General features: G+C 67.9%; 15 protein-coding genes. 10 read left to right on the top strand and 5 right to left on the bottom strand.

The genetic code is table 11. From position 1 onward, the window contains the following. Window positions 1-59 precede the first annotated feature (59 nt). The 9 genes from RBT42_RS09585 to RBT42_RS09545 all read left to right on the top strand — a co-directional run bounded on the left by RBT42_RS09585 (window position 60) and on the right by RBT42_RS09545 (window position 12,823). A complete protein-coding gene (locus RBT42_RS09585) occupies window positions 60-3,035 on the top strand; it encodes a monovalent cation/H+ antiporter subunit A (protein WP_320364563.1) in 2,976 nt (991 codons plus the stop codon). Further along, window positions 3,035-3,379 carry a Na+/H+ antiporter subunit C gene (locus RBT42_RS09580; RefSeq protein ID WP_320364507.1) on the top strand — a complete coding sequence of 115 codons (345 nt, stop codon included), beginning with the start codon at window positions 3,035-3,037 and terminating at the stop codon, window positions 3,377-3,379. The genes RBT42_RS09585 and RBT42_RS09580 overlap by 1 nt, the downstream gene beginning before the upstream one ends. Next, window positions 3,376-5,097 (top strand): monovalent cation/H+ antiporter subunit D, encoded by a 1,722-nt coding sequence (locus RBT42_RS09575; RefSeq protein ID WP_320364505.1) that lies wholly within the window; start codon window positions 3,376-3,378, stop codon window positions 5,095-5,097. Before RBT42_RS09580 ends, RBT42_RS09575 begins: the two co-directional genes overlap by 4 nt. Next, complete coding sequence (locus tag RBT42_RS09570; protein ID WP_320364503.1) at window positions 5,094-5,585, top strand: Na+/H+ antiporter subunit E; 492 nt, start codon at window positions 5,094-5,096, stop codon at window positions 5,583-5,585. Before RBT42_RS09575 ends, RBT42_RS09570 begins: the two co-directional genes overlap by 4 nt. Continuing rightward, window positions 5,582-5,860: a K+/H+ antiporter subunit F gene (locus RBT42_RS09565; protein ID WP_320364501.1), complete on the top strand. Its 279-nt coding sequence runs from the start codon at window positions 5,582-5,584 to the stop codon at window positions 5,858-5,860. Before RBT42_RS09570 ends, RBT42_RS09565 begins: the two co-directional genes overlap by 4 nt. After that, window positions 5,857-6,258 (top strand): Na+/H+ antiporter subunit G, encoded by a 402-nt coding sequence (locus RBT42_RS09560; RefSeq protein ID WP_320364500.1) that lies wholly within the window; start codon window positions 5,857-5,859, stop codon window positions 6,256-6,258. Before RBT42_RS09565 ends, RBT42_RS09560 begins: the two co-directional genes overlap by 4 nt. A gap of 65 nt (window positions 6,259-6,323) precedes the next feature. Beyond that, complete coding sequence (locus tag RBT42_RS09555) at window positions 6,324-7,226, top strand: patatin-like phospholipase family protein (protein WP_320364499.1); 903 nt, start codon at window positions 6,324-6,326, stop codon at window positions 7,224-7,226. Between the two features lies 1 nt (window position 7,227). Beyond that, window positions 7,228-10,359, top strand: a complete 3,132-nt coding sequence (locus RBT42_RS09550) for a putative bifunctional diguanylate cyclase/phosphodiesterase (protein WP_320364497.1) — start codon at window positions 7,228-7,230, stop codon at window positions 10,357-10,359. Between the two features lie 223 nt (window positions 10,360-10,582). Beyond that, window positions 10,583-12,823: an NADP-dependent isocitrate dehydrogenase gene (locus RBT42_RS09545; RefSeq protein WP_320364496.1), complete on the top strand. Its 2,241-nt coding sequence runs from the start codon at window positions 10,583-10,585 to the stop codon at window positions 12,821-12,823. A gap of 102 nt (window positions 12,824-12,925) precedes the next feature. Here RBT42_RS09545 and RBT42_RS09540 read toward each other — a convergent pair whose 3' ends face one another. From RBT42_RS09540 to yghU, 3 genes are read right to left on the bottom strand one after another with little or no spacing between them, the layout of a single operon-like run. Further along, window positions 12,926-13,762: a M90 family metallopeptidase gene (locus tag RBT42_RS09540; RefSeq protein ID WP_320364494.1), complete on the bottom strand. Its 837-nt coding sequence runs from the start codon at window positions 13,760-13,762 to the stop codon at window positions 12,926-12,928. A 52-nt stretch (window positions 13,763-13,814) separates the two neighbouring features. After that, window positions 13,815-14,450, bottom strand: coding sequence for a glutathione S-transferase (locus RBT42_RS09535; protein ID WP_320364492.1), 636 nt, complete (start codon window positions 14,448-14,450; stop codon window positions 13,815-13,817). Further along, window positions 14,441-15,325 carry a glutathione-dependent disulfide-bond oxidoreductase gene (gene yghU, locus RBT42_RS09530; RefSeq protein ID WP_320364489.1) on the bottom strand — a complete coding sequence of 295 codons (885 nt, stop codon included), beginning with the start codon at window positions 15,323-15,325 and terminating at the stop codon, window positions 14,441-14,443. The genes RBT42_RS09535 and yghU overlap by 10 nt, the downstream gene beginning before the upstream one ends. 213 nt (window positions 15,326-15,538) lie before the next feature. Between yghU and RBT42_RS09525 the strand changes: the two genes are divergently transcribed. Continuing rightward, complete coding sequence (locus RBT42_RS09525; protein ID WP_320364561.1) at window positions 15,539-16,447, top strand: class I SAM-dependent methyltransferase; 909 nt, start codon at window positions 15,539-15,541, stop codon at window positions 16,445-16,447. 3 nt (window positions 16,448-16,450) lie between these two features. Here RBT42_RS09525 and RBT42_RS09520 read toward each other — a convergent pair whose 3' ends face one another. Both RBT42_RS09520 and cynS read right to left on the bottom strand, forming a co-directional pair. Beyond that, entirely contained in the window at window positions 16,451-18,136 is a 1,686-nt protein-coding gene (locus RBT42_RS09520) for a sigma 54-interacting transcriptional regulator (protein WP_413785879.1), read from the bottom strand. A 15-nt stretch (window positions 18,137-18,151) separates the two neighbouring features. Further along, window positions 18,152-18,595 (bottom strand): cyanase, encoded by a 444-nt coding sequence (cynS, locus tag RBT42_RS09515; RefSeq protein ID WP_320364487.1) that lies wholly within the window; start codon window positions 18,593-18,595, stop codon window positions 18,152-18,154. Window position 18,596: the final 1 nt, after the last annotated feature.

Raw genomic sequence — 18,596 nt, 5'->3', positions numbered from 1 at the left:
GCCCGCGATCACATTGGTACAAATTTGATACCGATTAAACTCGAACGGGTATGACGACCCTGCCCCTGCTCCTCTTGGTCGCCCTGCCCTTCGTGGGCAGCCTCCTGGCGGCGTTCCTGCCTGCGAACGCGCGCAATGCCGAATCGACCCTCGCGGGGGTGATTGCGCTCTTCTGTGCGGTCCAGGCCGCGCTCTACTTCCCCGAGGTGGCCGCCGGTGGCGTGATCCGTCAGGAGTTCAACTGGCTGCCCAGCCTGGGCCTGAACTTCGTGCTGCGCATGGACGGCTATGCGTGGATGTTCTCGATGCTGGTGCTGGGCATTGGCGCGCTGGTGATGCTGTACGCGCGCTACTACATGTCGCCCGCTGACCCGGTGCCGCGCTTCTTCTCCTTCCTGCTCGCCTTCATGGGTGCGATGAGCGGGGTGGTGCTGTCGGGCAACCTGATCCAGATCGTGCTGTTCTGGGAGCTGACCAGCCTGTTCTCCTTCCTGCTGATCGGCTACTGGCACCACCGCCGTGACGCCCGGCGCGGCGCCCGCATGGCGCTGACGGTGACCGGAGCCGGCGGCCTGTGCCTGCTGGCGGGCATGCTGGTGCTGGGCCACATCGTGGGCAGCTATGACCTTGACGTGGTGCTGGCCTCCGGCGTGCAGGTGCGCACCCACCCGCTCTACACGGTGACGCTGGTGCTGGTGCTGCTGGGGGCGCTGACCAAGAGCGCGCAGTTCCCCTTCCACTTCTGGCTGCCGCACGCGATGGCGGCGCCCACCCCGGTGTCGGCCTACCTGCACTCGGCCACCATGGTCAAGGCCGGCGTCTTCCTGATGGCACGCCTGTGGCCGGTGCTGGCCGGCACCGACGAGTGGTTCTGGCTGGTGACCAGTGCCGGACTGGCCACGCTGCTGATCGGCGGCTTTGCGGCCATCTTCCAGCACGACCTCAAAGGCCTGTTGGCCTATTCCACCCTGTCGCACCTGGGCCTGATCACCACGCTGCTGGGGCTCAACAGCCCGCTGGCCGCGGTGGCGGCGGTGTTCCACATCCTCAACCACGCCACCTTCAAGGCCTCGCTGTTCATGGCGGTGGGCATCATCGACCACGAAACCGGCACGCGCGACATCCGACGCCTGAGCGGCCTGCGACGGGCCATGCCCATCACAGCCACGCTGGCGTGCGTGGCCAGCGCGGCCATGGCGGGCGTGCCGCTGCTCAACGGCTTCATCTCCAAGGAGATGTTCTTCACCGAGGCGGTGTTCGTCACCGCCACCCCGCTGTTCGAGCGCCTGCTGCCCATCGTGGCCACGGTGGCGGGCATGTTCAGCGTGGTCTATTCGTTGCGCTTCACGGCCGATGTGTTCTTCGGCCCCGACACCTGCGCCACCCTGCCCAAACGCCCGCATGAGCCGCCGCACTGGATGCGCGTGCCCATCGAGGTGCTGGTGCTGGCCTGCCTGCTGGTGGGCATGGCGCCGCAATGGGCGGTGCAGGACATCCTCAACGCGGCCGCCGCCCCGGTGGTGGGCGGGCACCTGCCAGCCTTCGACCTGGCGGTGTGGCACGGCTTCAACCTGCCGCTGATGATGAGCTTCGTGGCCCTGGCGGGTGGCATCGTGCTCTACTGGCTGCTGCGCGGCCCCATGCACGGCGGGCACCTGCAACGCACCCCTCTGCTCAGCCAGATCCGCAGCAAGCAGATCTTCCAGGATGTGCTGGCCTGGCTCACGGCCCTGAGCCGACGCGCGCTGCGCCTGTTCGGCACGCGCCGACTGCAGCCGCAACTGCTGCTGTTGGTGGGCGTGACTGTGGCCAGCGCCACCGCCACGCTGTGGCTGCATGGCTTGGGCCCGGTGGTGAGCACGGGCACGCGCGCGCCGCTGACCTTCTCGCCCATGTTCGCGCTGCTGTGGGCAGTGGGCATTGGTGCGTCGCTGGGCGCCGTCTGGCAGGCCAAGTACCACCGGCTCACCGCCTTGGCGCTGATGAGCGTCTCGGGCCTGGTCACGGTGGTGACCTTCGCCTGGTTTTCGGCGCCTGACCTGGCGCTGACGCAGCTCTCGGTCGAGGCCGTCACCACGGTGCTGATCCTGCTGGGCCTGCGCTGGCTGCCCAAGCGGCTGGAAGAGCAGGTGCCGCGTCGCAACTGGTGGGGCCGCCTGAAGGTGCGCACCCGCCGCGCCCGCGACCTGACGCTGGCCGGGGTGTCCGGCCTGGGCATGGCCGCCCTGTCCTACGCCCTGATGACGCGGCCCTTCGAGCAGACCATCTCGCCCTTCTTCCTGGAGCGGGCCTTGCCCGAAGGCGGTGGCCGCAACGTCGTCAACGTGATGCTGGTGGACTTCCGCGGCTTTGACACCTTGGGCGAGATCACCGTGCTGGGTGTGGTGGCGCTGACGGTGTACGCGCTGCTGCGCCGCTTCCGCCCAGCCCCAGAGAGCACCGTGCTGCCGCCGCAGCAGCAGGCCTTGCCCGCCGACCTGGCCACCGACCTGATCAACCCCCACATGGTGGCCGACCCCGCCCAGGGCTACCTGATGGTGCCCGCCGTGCTGGTGCGCCTGGTGCTGCCGCTGGCCGCCGTCGTGGCGGTGTACCTGTTCATGCGTGGCCACAATGCGCCGGGCGGCGGTTTCGTGGCCGGCCTGGTGCTGTCCACCGCCTTCATCTTGCAGTACATCGTCTCGGGCACGCAGTGGGTGGAGGCGCACATGCACCTGCGCCCGCAGCGCTGGATCGCCACCGGCCTGCTGATCGCCACGGCCACGGGCCTGGGCGCCTTCGCGCTGGGCTACCCCTTCCTGACCACGCACACAGCCCACGTGCACCTGCCGCTGGTGGGCGACTTCCATGTGGCCAGTGCGCTGTTTTATGACATCGGCGTCTTCGCGCTGGTGGTGGGGGCCACGCTGCTGATCCTCACCGCCTTGGGCCACCAGGCCGTGCGCGGTCACCGGCGGCCACGCAGCATGCCGGCGCCAAGCGGCATCCCTGTGGCGCCCCCCATCGCCGCCGACGGCGCCCAAGGAGAACACTGATGGAAATCGTCCTGGCCATCGCCATCGGGGTGCTGACCGCCAGCGGCGTGTGGCTGCTGCTGCGCCCGCGGACCTACCAGGTCATCATGGGTCTGTGCCTGCTGAGCTATGGGGTCAACCTCTTCATCTTCAGCACCGGCCGCCTGGCCGTGGACAGCGAGCCCGTGCTCATCCCCGGCGTGCCCGAAACCCTGCAGAACTACACCGACCCCATGCCGCAGGCCCTGGTGCTGACGGCCATCGTCATCGGCTTTGCCATGACGGCACTGTTCCTGGTGGTGCTGCTGGCGCAGCGGGGCTTCTGGGGCAATGACCATGTGGACGGCCAGGGGGATGCCGAATGAGGTGGTCCCCCTACCCGCTCACCGAGGCGCTGATGCCGCACCTGAGCATCGCCCCCATCCTGCTGCCGCTGCTGGCCGCCTGCCTGATGCTGTTCCTGGGCGAGCGTCGCCAGCGCGCCAAGACCGGCGTCAGCCTACTGGCGACGTTGCTCAACCTGATCTTGGCGGTGCTGCTGTTCCAGTGGACGGCGCGCGGCGACGTGCAAGGCACCTACAGCGTCTACCTGCCGTCGAACTGGGACGTGCCCTTCGGCATCGTGCTGGTGCTCGACCGGCTCTCGGCCCTGATGCTGCTGCTCGTCGGCCTGGTCGGGCTGATGGCGCTGCTGTTCGCGGTGGCGCGCTGGCACAAGGCGGGGGCGCACTTTCACCCGCTGTTCCAGATCCAGTTGATGGGGCTCAACGGCGCCTTCCTCACGGGCGACCTGTTCAACCTCTTCGTGTTCTTCGAGGTGATGCTGGCCGCGTCCTACGGCCTGCTGCTGCACGGCTCGGGCCCGGCGCGGGTGAAGGCCGGCCTGCACTACCTGAGCATCAACCTGGTGGCGTCCTCGCTGTTCCTGATCGGTGCGGCCATGATTTACGGCGTGGTCGGCACGCTCAACATGGCCGACCTGGCCGCCAAGATCCCGCAGGTGTCCGCCATCGACCGGCCGCTGCTGCACGCGGGCTGCGCCATCCTGGGCGTGGCCTTCCTGGCCAAGGCGGCGATGTGGCCGCTCAACTTCTGGCTGGTGCCGGCCTACTCCAGCGCCAGCGCGCCCTCGGGGGCCATCTTTGCGCTGCTCACCAAGGTGGGCATCTATGTGCTGCTGCGCCTGTCCACGCTGTGGTTCTCGCCGCAGGCGGGCGAATCGGCCGGCTTTGGCAGCGCCTGGCTGGTGTGGGGCGGCATGGCCACGCTGGCCTTTGGCGCCCTGGGCATGCTCGCCTCGCAGCGGCCGGCACGCCTGGCCGGCTATGCCGTCATCGTGTCCTCGGGCACGCTGATGGCGATGATCGGCCTGGGTCGCCCCGAGGTGACCGCCGGTGCGCTGTACTACCTGCCCACGTCCACCTTCGCGATTGCCGCCTTCTTTCTGCTGACCGAGCTGATGGACCGCTCGCGCAGCGCCGACCCCGGCGCCCACCGACGCCCGGAGGACGAGGAAGACCACCTGCCCTTCGCCCTGGCCGATCTGGAATTGCAGCAAGGCGCCAACCTCGACGACGACGAAGAGCTGCTGGTGGGGCGGCCCATGCCGGCCTCCATCGCCCTGCTGGGCCTGGCCTTCATCGGCTGCACCCTGCTGGTGGCCGGCCTGCCGCCGCTGTCGGGCTTCATCGGCAAGTTCGCGATGCTCTCGGCCCTGTTGAGCACGCCCGACACCGGCGGCGAACTGGCCCACATCACTTGGACGCTGTTGACCCTGGTCGTGCTCTCGGGCCTGTTTGCGATGATTGCGCTGTCGCGCACCGGCATCCGCTTCTTCTGGGCGCCGGTGGGGCGCGCCGCCCCCATGCTCAGCAGCGTCGAGTACCTGCCGGTGGTCGTGCTGATGGGCCTGTGCGTGTTCTTCACGGTGCGCGCCGAGCCCCTGATGCGCTACGCGCATGACACGGCCCAGGCGCTGTACCAGCCGCAGGGCTACATCCACGCCGTGCTGTCGGCTCAGCCCAAAGCCACCCCCACCAACGTCGAGCGCCTGCGGGCACCGACTGCCCCGGTCCAGCCATGATGCGACGCCTGTTTCCCGCCCCGCTGCTGTCCCTGGCCCTGCTGGCGATGTGGCTGGTACTCAATCGCGACTACAGCCTGGGCCAATGGATCCTGGGGGCTGTCGTGGCCACCATCGTGCCGGTGATGACCCATTCGCTGCGCCCCACCCCCGTGCGCATCCGCCATCTGGGCCTGGCCTTTCGCCTGTTCATGATGGTGGGCTGGGACGTGATCGTGTGGAACTGGAAAGTGCTGCGCGGCACCCTGGCCGCCCCCGCGAAGCAGCCGCAAGGCGGCTTCATCACGGTGCCGCTCGACCTGCGTGACCCCAACGGCCTGGCGGTGCTCGCCGCCATCATGTGCGTGATCCCCGGCACCATCTGGTCGGAGATGGCCCTGGACCGCAGCGCTCTGCTGGTCCACATCTTCGACCTGGACGATCCGGACGAGGAGATCCGCCTGATCAAGGCCCGCTACGAGCGCCCCCTGATGGAGATTTTCGAATGAGCCCCTTCCTCTTTGGCGCCATCGTGTTCACCCTGGGCTGCTATGTGCTGGCCATGGCGCTGGCCCTGCTGCGCCTGTACCGCGGCCCCTCGGCGCAAGACCGCGTGCTGGCCATGGACCTGATCTACACCATCGGCATGCTGGTGCTGATGGTGCTGGCCATCCGCTACCGCAGCTCGGTGTACTTCGAAGCCGCGCTGCTGATCGCACTGTTCGGCTTCGTCAGCTCGATGGCGATGGCCAAGTTCCTGCTGCGCGGGGAGGTGATCGAATGAACCCCGAGCTGTTTGGCTGGGTCGAGGTCATCGTGGCGCTGCTGCTGATGCTCAGCGGCCTCTTCACGCTCGCGGCGGCCGTGGGCATCGTGCGTTTTCAGAACTTCTTCCAGCGCATGCACCCACCCGCGCTGGCCTTCAGCTTCTCGTCGTGGTGCGTCACCCTGGCCACCATCCTGTACTTCTCGGCGCGCCGTGAACAGCTGGCCCTGCACGCCTGGCTGATCATCATCTTGCTGTCCATCACGGTGCCGGTGACCACCATCTTGCTGTCGCGCACCGAGCTGTTCCGCCGCCGCACGCATGGCGCCCCCAGCCCCGATATCCCGCCGGCCCTCAGCCACATCCTGCCGCCGCCCACAGGGGCAGACGGCGCGTCCAAACAGACGCACGACTGAGCCCCACGCCGGCGGGTCTTGTGTCATGCTTGTCAGATTGTGAACTTTCCACCCCAGATCACCCCATGAACACCTCGCGCCCCCGCATCGGCCTGGCACTGGGCAGTGGCTCGGCGCGCGGGTGGTCGCACATCGGGGTGATCCGGGTGCTCGAGCGGGCAGGCATCTCGCCCGACATCGTCTGCGGCACCTCGATCGGGGCGCTGGTGGGCGCGGCCTATGCCGCTGGCGAGCTCGATCGCCTCGAGCCCTGGGTGCGCGGCCTGACCTGGCCGGCCGTGCTCGGCCTGCTCGATCTGAAAATGGGCGGCGGCCTGATCGAAGGCGGGGAGCTGGTGGACTTCTTTCGCCGCCACTACAGCGGCCCCGAGATCCAGCACCTGCCCAAGACCTATGGCTGCGTGGCCACCGCCTTGCGCAGCGGCCGCGAGCTCTGGCTGCGCGAGGGCCCGGTGATCGACGCCGTGCGCGCCTCCATCGCCCTGCCCGGCCTCTTCACGCCGGCCGTGCGCGAGGGCCAGTTGCTGGTGGACGGCGGCCTGGTCAACCCGGTGCCCGTCTCGCTGTGCCGGGCCCTGGGGGCTGACATCGTCATCGCGGTGGATCTCAACTGGGACCTGATCGGTCGGCGCACCCGCGCCCAGGTCCCCGAGGGCGATGCACCGGCCGAGCCCGAGAGCGCCGACAACGGCCTGCTCGACGCCATCCTGGCGCGCTTTCGCAGCGACGAGGTGCCCGCCTCCCAGGCCGACCACCCGTCCATGCTGGACGTGCTCACCACCAGCCTGAACATCATGCAGGTGCGCATCACCCACAGCCGCCTGGCAGGCGAGCCCGCCGACGCCATGATCCGGCCGCGCCTGTCGCACATCGCCGCCATGGACTTTCACCGCGCCGAGTCCGCCATCGCCGAAGGCGAGCGGGCCGCCGAGGCCGTGCTGCCCCTCATCCGCGACCTGCTGAACTGAGATGACCCACGCACGCGCCCCCCGCTCCTTCGCACGCCAGATCGGCTACACCCTGGCCACGCTCAGCGCGATGATCGTGGCCTTCGCGGTCTACACGAACGCAGAAAAGGCCATCGATGGCGCCAACGAGGCCCGCCTGCGCGCCTTCCTGCTGGCCGACGAACTGCACCAGTCCTCGGACGACCTCACCCGCATGGCCCGCCTCTACGTGGCCAGCCAGCACCCCCAGGCGCGCCAGCATTACCAGCGCATCCTCGACATCCGCGACGGGCTCCACCCTCGTCCGCAGGGCTACAGCGGCATCTACTGGGACCTGGTGCTGGTCGATGGCCAGGCGCCTCGCCCCGACAGCACCGAGCGCATCCCCCTGATGGAGCTGATGCGCCAGGCCGGCTTCCCGTCTGAAGAGCTCGACATCCTGATCCATGCCAAGGCGCACTCCGACCGCCTCTCCCAGATCGAGCGCAAAGCCATGACCCTGTGTGACATCGAAGGCCCCGGCGCGGAGGCGCGCCGTGCGCAGGCCCTGCAGATGCTGCACGATGCGCGCTACCTGGCCGCCAAAGCCGCCATCCTGGCGCCCATCGACCGGGTCAACACCCTGATGCGCGCGCGCACCCACCAGGCCGTGGCCCAGGCCGAGCGCCGTGCGCTGTACGCCCGCGGCGCCCTGATCGCCTGCGGCCTCATCCTGATGGCCATGCTGTTTCGCGCGGCCCAGATGCTACGCCGCGTGCTGGGCGGCTCGGTGGACGATGTGCACGCCCAGATCGCCCGCATCGGTCAGGGCCACTTCACGCCCACGCGCTCAGCCCAGGACGCCCCGGAAGGCTCGCTGCTGGCCCGCCTGATCGACACCCAGCGCAAGCTGCAGGACCTGAGCGCCGAGCGCGAACACACCCAGACCGAACTGCACCGCAGCGAGACCCGCCTGCTCGAAGCCCAGCGCCTGGCCCAGTTGGGCCACTGGGAGCTGGATCTGCGCACTCACGCCATGCAGTGGTCTCACGAGGTCTACCGCATCTTCGAGCAGGACCCGGCGCGCTTCGTGCCCAGTTGCGAGACCATCCTCACCCTCATCCACCCCGACGACCGCGAGCGCGTGGACCGCGACTTCCAGGCCGCCCTGCGCAGCCGCACGCCCTGCGAGATCGCCTACCGCCTGCAGCACCGCGACGGGCGCGTGAAGTTCATCCACCAACGCTGTGAGCCCCTGTTCGACGAGCAGGGACAGGCCCCCCAGATCATCGGCACGATGCAGGACGTCAGCCACAGCAAGCAGACCGAGCGCGCGCTGCAGCGCCTCAACCGCGACCTGCGCCTGCTGAGCGACTGCAACATGGCCCTGGTGCACGCCCAGGACGAGCCCACTTTGCTCAACGAGATCTGCCGCCTCAGCGTGGAGCGCGGCGGCTACAGCCTGGCCTGGGTCGGCTTTGCCCAGCAGGACGAGGAACGCAGCGTGCGCGTGGCGGCCGAATGTGGCGACCGCAGCGGCTACCTGGCGCAGGTCAACATCAGCTGGGCCGACACGGCCCGAGGGCGCGGCGTGGTGGGCACGGCCATCCGCACCGGCCAGCCCAGCCTGGTGACCGACATCCCGCACGACCCACGCATGCAGCCCTGGGCGGCCAAGGCGGCCGAGTTGGCGCTGCAATCGTGCGTGGCCTTGCCCCTGATCTGCGATGCCCGTGTGCTGGGTGCCCTGACGCTGTACGCCCGCGAGCCCGATGCCTTCGACACCGACGAGCTGAACCTGCTGATGGAGCTGGCCAACGATCTGGCCTACGGCATCAGCGCGCTGCGCGCCCGCGCCGAACACGCCGAGGCCAAGGCCCGGGTGGACTTCCTCTCGCACTACGACCCGCTGACCCACCTGCCCAACCGCCTGCTGCTGGGCGACCGCTTTGCGCACGCCGCCAACGTGGCCCGCAGCGAGCACCGCACGCTGACCCTGCTCTACCTCGACCTGGACCATTTCAAGCACATCAACGACAGCCTGGGCTACGCGGTGGGCGACCAGGTGCTGGTGCTGTGTGTCGAACGCCTGCGCCAGTGCCTGCCGCCCAGCGCCACCATCAGCCGCATGAGCGGCGACGAGTTCGTCGTGCTGCTCACCGGCCCGGACGACCTCGCCCGCATCGCCGGCCTGGCCGACACCGTCAGCAAGGCCTTCGCCGAGCCTTTCCAGGTGGGCGAGCACGCGCTCAACGCGTCCTGCTCCATCGGCATCGCCCTCTTCCCCGCCGACGGGGGCGACTTCGACACCCTGTTCCGCCACGCCCACACCGCCGTCAACAGCGCCAAGGAGGCCGGACGCAACGCCTACCGCTTCTTCTCGCACGAGATGAACGCGGGCCTGGTCGACCAGATCCGCCTGACCGGGGCGCTGGCGCAGGCCGTGCGCCGTCAGGAGTTCCGCCTGCACTACCAACCCCAGCTCGACCTGCGCACCGGCCGCATCGTCGGCGTCGAAGCCCTGGTGCGCTGGCAACACCCCGAAGCCGGCCTGCTGCCGCCGGGGCAGTTCATCGCACTGGCCGAGCGCAGCGGCCACATCATCCCGATGGGCGAGTGGGTGCTGCGCGAGGCCTGCCGCCAGGGCCGCCTGTGGGCCGATGCCCTGGCCCAGCCCCCGGTGGTGGCCGTCAACCTCTCGGCCCTGCAGTTCAAGCGCGGCGACGTGCTGGCCCTGGTGCGCGACGCCCTGCAGTCCTCCGGCCTGCCCGCCCACCTACTGGAGCTGGAGCTGACCGAATCCATCCTGCTGCAGGACGTGGACAGCACCATCGCCACCCTGCAGGGGCTCAAAGCCCTGGGGGTCAAGCTCTCGATCGACGATTTCGGTACGGGCTACTCCAGCCTGTCCTACCTGAAGCGCCTGGCGGTGGACAAGCTCAAGATCGACCAGTCCTTCGTGCACGACATGCTGACCGACGCCGACGGCGCCTCCATCGTCCAGGCCATCGTCCAGTTGGGGCACACCCTGCAGCTGACCGTGATCGCGGAGGGCGTGGAAACCGAGGCGCAACGCCTGGCCCTGACCAAGATCGGCTGCGACGAGGCCCAGGGCTACCTGATCGGCCGTCCCGTGCCGGCCGAGACCTGCCAAGCCCTGCTGACCCGGGTCTGACGGCGCTCCCCACAGCCGCCGTCCGGCCCGCCACCGGGCAGGCACGCCCCGTGCTTGCCCCTGCAACGGCCGAGGCCATCAGTCGACTTATTGATCTGAAACGGGCAATCTGCCTCAAGTAGCGATATCGTTACGCCTTTGCCAAAACCATGGCCCTGTGATGCCCGCCGTTGCTGCGATCCAGCCGGCGGCATTTCCTTTGTCCCTATCCGGAAAGCAAGATATGAGTACCCAGCAGCCCACCATCATCTACACCCTGACCGACGAGGCGCCGCTGCTGGCGACGAGTTCCTTCTTGCCGATCGTCCGCACCTTTGCCGCCCCGGCCGGCATCAACGTCACCACCAGCGACATCTCGGTGGCTGCCCGCATCCTGGGCGAGTTCCCCGACTTCCTGACCGAAGCCCAGCGCGTGCCCGACAACCTGGCCGAGCTCGGCCGCCTGACCCTGCAGCCCGAGACCAACATCATCAAGCTGCCCAACATCAGCGCCTCGGTGCACCAGCTGGTCAGCGCCATCAAGGAACTGCAGGGCAAGGGCTACGCCGTCCCCGACTTCCCCGAAGACCCCAAGACTGACGAGGAAAAGGCCATCCGCGCCCGCTACGCCAAGTGCCTGGGCAGCGCCGTGAACCCCGTGCTGCGTGAAGGCAACTCCGACCGCCGCGCCCCCGCGGCCGTCAAGAACTACGCCCGCAAGAACCCGCACAGCATGGGCGAGTGGAGCCAGGCTTCGCGCACCCACGTGGCCACCATGAAGCACGGCGACTTCTACCACGGTGAAAAGTCCATGACCCTGGACAAGGCCCGTGACGTGAAGATGGAGCTGGTGACCGCCAGCGGCAAGACCATCGTGCTGAAACCGAAGGTGTCGCTGCTCGAAGGCGAGATCATCGACAGCATGTTCATGAGCAAGAAGGCCCTGTGCGCCTTCTACGAAGAGCAGTTCGAAGACGCCCGCAAGACCGGCGTGATGCTGTCGCTGCACGTCAAGGCCACGATGATGAAGGTCTCGCACCCCATCGTGTTCGGTCACGCCGTACGCATCTTCTACAAGGAAGCGTTCGAGAAGCACGGCAAGCTGTTCGAGGAACTGGGCGTCAACGTCAACAACGGTCTGGTCAACCTGTACGACAAGCTGGCCACCCTGCCCAGCTCGCAGCGCGATGAAATCATTCAGGACATGCACGCCTGCCACGAGCACCGCCCCGAGCTGGCCATGGTGGACTCGGCCAAGGGCATCTCCAACCTGCACGCCCCCAACGACGTGATCGTGGACGCCTCGATGCCCGCCATGATCCGCATCGGCGGCAAGATGTGGGGCGCCGACGGCCGTCCGAAGGACACCAAGGCCGTGATCCCCGAGTCGACCTTCGCCCGCATCTACCAGGAGATGATCAACTTCTGCAAGACCAACGGCAACTTCGACCCGCGCACCATGGGCACCGTGCCCAACGTCGGCCTGATGGCCCAGCAGGCCGAAGAGTACGGCTCGCATGACAAGACCTTCGAGATCCCGGAAGCCGGCGTTGCCAACATCGTCGACATCGCCACCGGCGAGATCCTGCTGTCGCAGAACGTGGAAGAAGGCGACATCTGGCGCATGTGCCAGGTCAAGGACGCGCCAATCCGCGACTGGGTCAAGCTGGCCGTCAACCGCGCCCGCAACTCCGGCATGACCGCCGTGTTCTGGCTGGACGAGTTCCGTCCGCACGAAGCCGAGTTGCGCAAGAAGGTCGTCAAGTACCTCAAGGACCACGACACGACCGGTCTGGACATCCAGATCATGTCGCAGGTGCGCGCGATGCGTTACACCCTGGAGCGCGTGATCCGCGGCAAGGACACCATCTCGGTGACCGGCAACATCCTGCGCGACTACCTGACCGACCTGTTCCCCATCATGGAACTGGGCACCAGCGCCAAGATGCTGTCCATCGTCCCGCTGATGGCCGGTGGCGGCATGTACGAAACCGGCGCGGGCGGCTCGGCTCCGAAGCACGTCAAGCAACTGGTGGAAGAAAACCACCTGCGCTGGGACTCGCTGGGTGAGTTCCTGGCCCTGGCTGTGTCGCTGGAAGACCTGGGCATCAAGACCGGCAACAACCAGGCCAAGATCCTGGCCAAGACGCTGGACGCGGCCACCGGCAAGCTGCTGGAGAACAACAAGAACCCGTCGCCCAAGACCGGCCAGCTGGACAACCGCGGCAGCCAGTTCTACCTGGCCATGTACTGGGCGCAGGAGCTGGCTGCACAGACGGACGACGCGGCCCTGGCTGCCAAGTTCGCCCCGCTGGCCCAGGCCCTGAGCGCGCAGGAAGCCACCATCGTGGCCGAACTGGCGGCGGTGCAAGGCAAGCCGGCCGACATCGGCGGCTACTACATGCCCGATGCCACCAAGCTGGACGCCGTGATGCGCCCCAGCGCCACGCTGAACGCCGCCCTGGCAAGCGTGCTGGCGGCCTGATCGGCGCCTGACCCGCTGACCTGACGCGCGCCCCGCGCGTCACGCCCAACGGCCTCGCAAGAGGCCGTTTTTCATGGGCGAGCCGCGTGGCGCCGAACCGGCTCACCAGGCGGCTGGGTCCACCCGGTAGAAGCCCGCCAGCTCGGCGTACAGCGCCGGCTGCGCCAGCTTGAGGTCCTGGCCGCGCTCGAAGAAGGCCTCGGTGGCCACCGCGAAGAACTCCACCGGCTCGCTGGCCCCATAGGGGTCGAGCACGGTTTCCTCGCCACGCGCCACCTGGGCCTGCAACTCGGCGAACGCCGCCCGCATCACCTCGGCCCAGCGCTCATGGCGCTGCACGCTGCCCAGCTCGGGCGCGCCGTTGCTCAGGCCATTCTCGGCATCCAGCTGGTGGGCAAACTCATGCAGCACCACGTTGAAGGCGTCGTCGGGGACGCGGGCCCCGTCACGCGCCTCGTCCCAGGCCAGGATCACCTGCCCCTCGTCCCACGACTCGCCGGCGCGCAACTCGTCGTCGGCGTGCACGAGGCCGTGCTCATCGGGCTGGGTGTGGGACACCCAGAAGGCGCGGGGATAAACCAGGATCTGGCGCAGACGCGGGTAGTAGTCAGTGGGCCGGTTGAGCAGCAGCATGCAGGCCTGGGCCGCCACCGTGATGCGCACCTCGTCGGTGATGGGCTGGCCTTCGCAGCCGATGAAGGCTTTTTCTGCGACGAAGACCTGGATGTGCCGCTTGAGCTGCGCCAGCAAGTCGGGCGGCATGCTGCGGGTCATCGGCACCCGCCGGCGCAGGATGCGCTCCCAGGCTTCGGGGAAAGGCGCCGCCTGCAAGCGCTGGCGACGGTGCGCCTGGCGACGGGGCTGGCGCCACAGCCAGACCACCCACAGCCCGGCCAAGACCACCACGATCAACAAAGGAAGGGGACTGGCAACACTCACGTCTCAAACAAGGCCTTGCGGCACGGAAACCTACGCCGCGCCCATTGTGCCCTCACAGTGACATGGACGGTCGCTCGGCCATCTCGGCCCGCCAGCGCATCAGGTGCGGATGCGCCTCGGTGACGCGCACCTTGACGACCCGCGCAAAGTCCACCGCCACCACCGCCGTGATGTCGGCGATGCTGAAACGCTCGGTGGCGATGAAGGCCCGGTCGGCCAGGCGCGCATCGAGCATGTCGAAAAACTGCTGCGTGCGCAGCAGGCCCCGCTCGGCCAGCGCCGGGATCTGCGGGAAGTCTTGCGGCCCCGGCAAGGCACGGTTGGCCATGGCCGGGCTGCCGTTGCGAAAGGCCTCGGCCACGGCCATCAGGCCCTCGAACTCCATGCGCCAGTTCCAGCTCGCCACCTCGGCCTTCTCGGCCGGGCTCACGCCCAGCAGGCGATGTTGGGGATACTGCGCCTCGACGTAGGCCGCGATCGCGGCGTTGTCGGTCAACAGCAGGCCGCACTCGGTGCGCAAGACGGGCACCGTGCACAGCGGGTTCACCGCGCGGAAGGCCTCGCTCAGCTGCTCGCCGGTGCGCAGGTCCACCTGCACCGTCTCGTGGGGAATGCCCTTCTCGGCCAGCAGGATGCGGGCGCGGCGCGGGCTGGGCGCCGTCGCGCAGTCGTAGAGGATCAGGGGCATGCCAACTTGTCCTGCGTGTTCGTCTCGAAATCGCGGGCGTTGTGCCGCTCGTGCAGCTGGCTGGCCGGGTCACCCATCACGCGGTTGACCATGCGGCCGCGCCGCACAGCCGGGCGTTGTGCGATCTCGTCTGCCCAGCGTACGACATGGTTGTACTCGTGAACCTGCAGGAATTCCCCAGCTTCGTACAGCTGCCCCTTGGACAAGGCGCCGTACCAGGGCCAGATGGCCATGTCGGCGATGGTGTAAGTGTCGCCCACCATGTAGCGGTGCATGGCCAGGTGGCGGTTGAGCACGTCCATCTGGCGCTTGACCTCCATGGCGTAGCGGTCGATGGGGTACTCGAGCTTGACCGGCGCGTAGGCGTAGAAATGGCCGAAGCCGCCGCCCAGGAAGGGCGCGCTGCCCACCTGCCAGAACAGCCACGACAGGCACTCGGCCCGCTGGGCGGGCTCGGTGGGCAGGAAGGCGCCGAACTTCTCGGCCAGGTACATCAGGATGGCGCCGGACTCGAACACGCGGATCGGTTCGGGGCCACTGCGGTCCATCAGCGCCGGGATCTTGGAGTTGGGGTTGACCTCAAAGAAGCCGGAGCTGAACTGCGCGCCCTCGTTGATGCGGATCAGCCAGGCGTCGTACTCGGCCCCGGTGTGGCCCGCTTCCAGCAGCTCTTCGAGCATCACCGTGACCTTCACGCCATTGGGCGTGCCCAGCGAGTAGAGCTGCAGCGGGTGCTGGCCCACGGGCAGGGCCTGCTCGTGGGTGGGGCCGGCGATGGGGCGGTTGATGTTGGCGAAACGGCCGCCGTGGCCTGGGGTCCAGGTCCAGATGGCGGGAGGGGTGTAGCCGGGGGCATCGTCGCGTGTGTCGCTCATGTCAGGCGCTCCAGAGAATCGGTGTCAGGCGGCGCACGAGGTGCGCAAGCTGGCAGGTTAGCAAAGCTGCAGACGCCGGGTGAGGCACAAGGTCATCGGCCCACCCTGCCGCCAACCGCCATGGCCGACAATGCACACCTGCCTTGTCTCCCCCAATTTTTGCCTCCCTGCCCCGCCGTGACCCCACAAGCCCTGCTCGACGCCATCGCCACGATGACGCTGCCCTCCGATGCCCAACGCCTGTTCCACGGTCGCGGTGGCGTGTACCCCGGCAGCGAGCCCTGGGCGCTGGACTGGTATCCCCCGGTCCTGCTGCTGACCTGCTACCAAGCGGTGAGCGAGGATGAGCTGGCGCCCATTCAGGCTGCGCTGACGGCCCGCTGGGCGGAACAGATGCCGGGCCAGCCCTTGAACCTGGTCTTCCAGCACCGCGACGAGGTGCGTGCCGACACCCGCCTGCTGTGCGGTGCCGTGCCGGACCCGCATGTGGTCAGCGAACAGGGCGCGCAGTTCAAGGTGCACCTGATGCGCGGCTTCAACCACGGCCTGTTTCTGGACATGGCCGAGGGACGACGCTGGGTGCGCGAACACGTGGCCCAGGCCAGCGCCAGCAACCCGCGCTTCAAGGTCCTCAACCTGTTTGCCTACACCTGTGCCTTCTCGGTCGTGGCCATGCAGGCCGGCGCCCGCCAGGTCATCAATGTGGACATGGCCGCCGGCGCCTTGTCGATTGGCAAGCAGAACCACCACCTCAACGGCATCACGTCGGACGTGAGCTTCCTGCCGCACGACATCTTCAGCTCCTGGGGCAAGATCAACCGCAGTGGCCCCTACGATCTCATCATCCTCGACCCGCCCACCTACCAGAAGGGCAGCTTCGTGGCCGAGAAGGACTACGCGCGCCTGATGCGCCGCTTGCCCGACCTGCTGATGCCCGGTGGGCACGCGCTGCTGTGCCTGAACTCGCCCAAGCTGGGGCCGGGCTTCTTGCAGGACCTGATGGCGGTGGAGGCGCCGGACCTACGCTTTGTGGAGCGCGTGGCCAACCCGGCGGCGTTTGCGGATGTGTCTGAAGAGCGGGCGTTGAAGGTGCTGGTGTACCGAGCGCCAGACCTGGATTGACCGTCACGGCACCGCATCACGCGGCGCACCGCCCAGCTTGAGCATCCGGTAGTTGAACTGCCGCAAGGTCAGCCCCAAAGCCTGGGCGGCACGGGAGCGGTTGCCACCATGCTGGCGCAAGGCCTCGGTGAGGTCCGCCAGCGCATGGGAGCCTGCGGGCAGATAAGGTCGCACCGCGGACATCTCCATGGCGGGCGCCCGCATGGGGCGCTCGTCGGCCAACCAACGCGGCCGCGGTGTGTCTGGCGCAGACGTGCGGGGCAAAAAGCGCTCAATGTCCCCCACGTCCAGCACGCTCTTGTCCCCCAGCAACACCATGCGCTCGATCAGGTTGGCCAGCTCGCGGATGTTGCCGGGCCAGGGGTGTGCTTCCAGGCGCTGCAGCGCACGCGCACTGAGGTTGACGTTGCGCTGGTTGGCCTGGTTGAATCGGTTGAGGAAATGGATCGCGAGCTCATGCACGTCGGCGCTGCGCTCGCGCAAGGCCGGTAGCCGAATGGGAATGACGTTGAGCCGGTAGAACAGGTCTTCGCGGAAGGCGCCCAGGGTCACTTCATGAGCCAGATCGCGGTTGGTGGCGGCCACCAGCCGGGCATCGATGTGCACCTCGCGCTTGCCGCCGAGGCGCACGATGGTGCCCTCCTGCAGGGTGCGCAGGAGCTTGGTCTGCATGGACAGGGGCAGCTCGCCGATTTCGTCCAGAAAGATCGTGCCGCCATGCGCCTGCTCGAACAAGCCGGCGCGCGCCCCCACCGCCCCTGTGAAGGCGCCCTTCTCGTAGCCGAATAACTCCGACTCGAACAGGGTTTCGGGGATGGCCGCGCAGTTGACCTTGATGAAAGGGTGGTCCCGACGCGGGCTGGCCAGATGCAGCGCACGGGCGAACATCTCCTTGCCGGTGCCCGACTCGCCCAGCAGCAGCACACTCGCCTTGGTGGCAGCCACCTGCTCCAGCTCGGCAATCGATCGCAGCAACACCGGTGAGGTCCCCACGATGCCATAACGCGCGGGCGAGGCCTCCAGCGCCTGCGTCAGCGCCATGTTGTGCGCTTCCAGCGTTCGGGTGCGTTGCTCCACCGTGAAGCGCAGCTCCAGCAACTGACCGATCAGCGTGGCCAGGATGCCCAGAATGGTCAGGTCATCGGCCAGTGAGCGAAAGCGATGGCGGATGCGATGGCAGGCCAGCACCCCCACGGTGGACAGCCCGACCCGCACCGGCATGGCGATGAAAGACACCGGCCCCGGCGGCAGGTCATCCCGCTGCACCGTGCGGCACAGGAAAGTCGGCTCGCGGTCGATGTCCTGAACGAGGATGAGCTGCCCTGTGGCCAGCACACGGCCCGTGATGCCCTCGCCACGCCGGAAGTGCCCCCGCTCGCGCTCGTCCCGCGTCAGCCCGTAGGCATAGCGGATGCTGGCCGATGCCACCTTCAGGCTGCTGCCGGGCGGCAGGTCCATGAGGGCTTCGAGGTTGTCGGCCAGCACGATCCGCCCCCGGTTCAGGCCCAGCAGTTCGGAGCACAGGTGCAGCATCTCGTGCAGCACCACGTCCGGCGCCAGGCTTTTGCCGATGTGCTTCATCACCTCCCGCATCAGGAGCATCTCCTGCGCGTGCCAGTTGCCGGCGCCTAAGGCGGCGTCGGCACTGGGCGTCCCCGACGGATCAGCGGGCGCGGGAGAACGGGCCATGTGCGTCGCAGTCTTTCAGTACTGCTTGTAGGGCAGGAACTTGCCCGACAGCACCACGTTGACGCGATCGCCCTTGGGGTCGGCCTGACGCTGAATGTCCATGCTGAAGTCGATGGCGCTCATGATGCCATCACCGAACTCTTCGTGGATCAGCTCCTTGATCGTGCTGCCGTAGACACTCACCACTTCATACCAACGGTAGATCAGCGGATCGGTGGGCACCGGCGTGGGCAGAGAGCCCTTGTAAGGCACCACCTGCAGCCACTTGCGCTCCTCGTCGCTGAGGTCAAAGATGTCGCCCACGATGGCCGCCTGTGCGGCATCAAAGGTCATTTGCCCCAGGCAGCCAGCCGTCGTCCACTCCTTGGAGAGGCCGAGCTTTTGGGCGACCTCTTCCCACTTGATGCCCTTGGACACCTTGGTGCTGATGATTTTTTCGGTGACGTCCATGCGGTTCATG

Origin of the sequence: Aquabacterium sp. (assembly GCF_034003525.1) — a bacterium.
Classification (GTDB): domain Bacteria; phylum Pseudomonadota; class Gammaproteobacteria; order Burkholderiales; family Burkholderiaceae_C; genus Aquabacterium.
The sequence above is the reverse complement of the archived record's forward strand: the minus strand, read 5'-3'. Positions and strand labels throughout refer to the sequence as shown.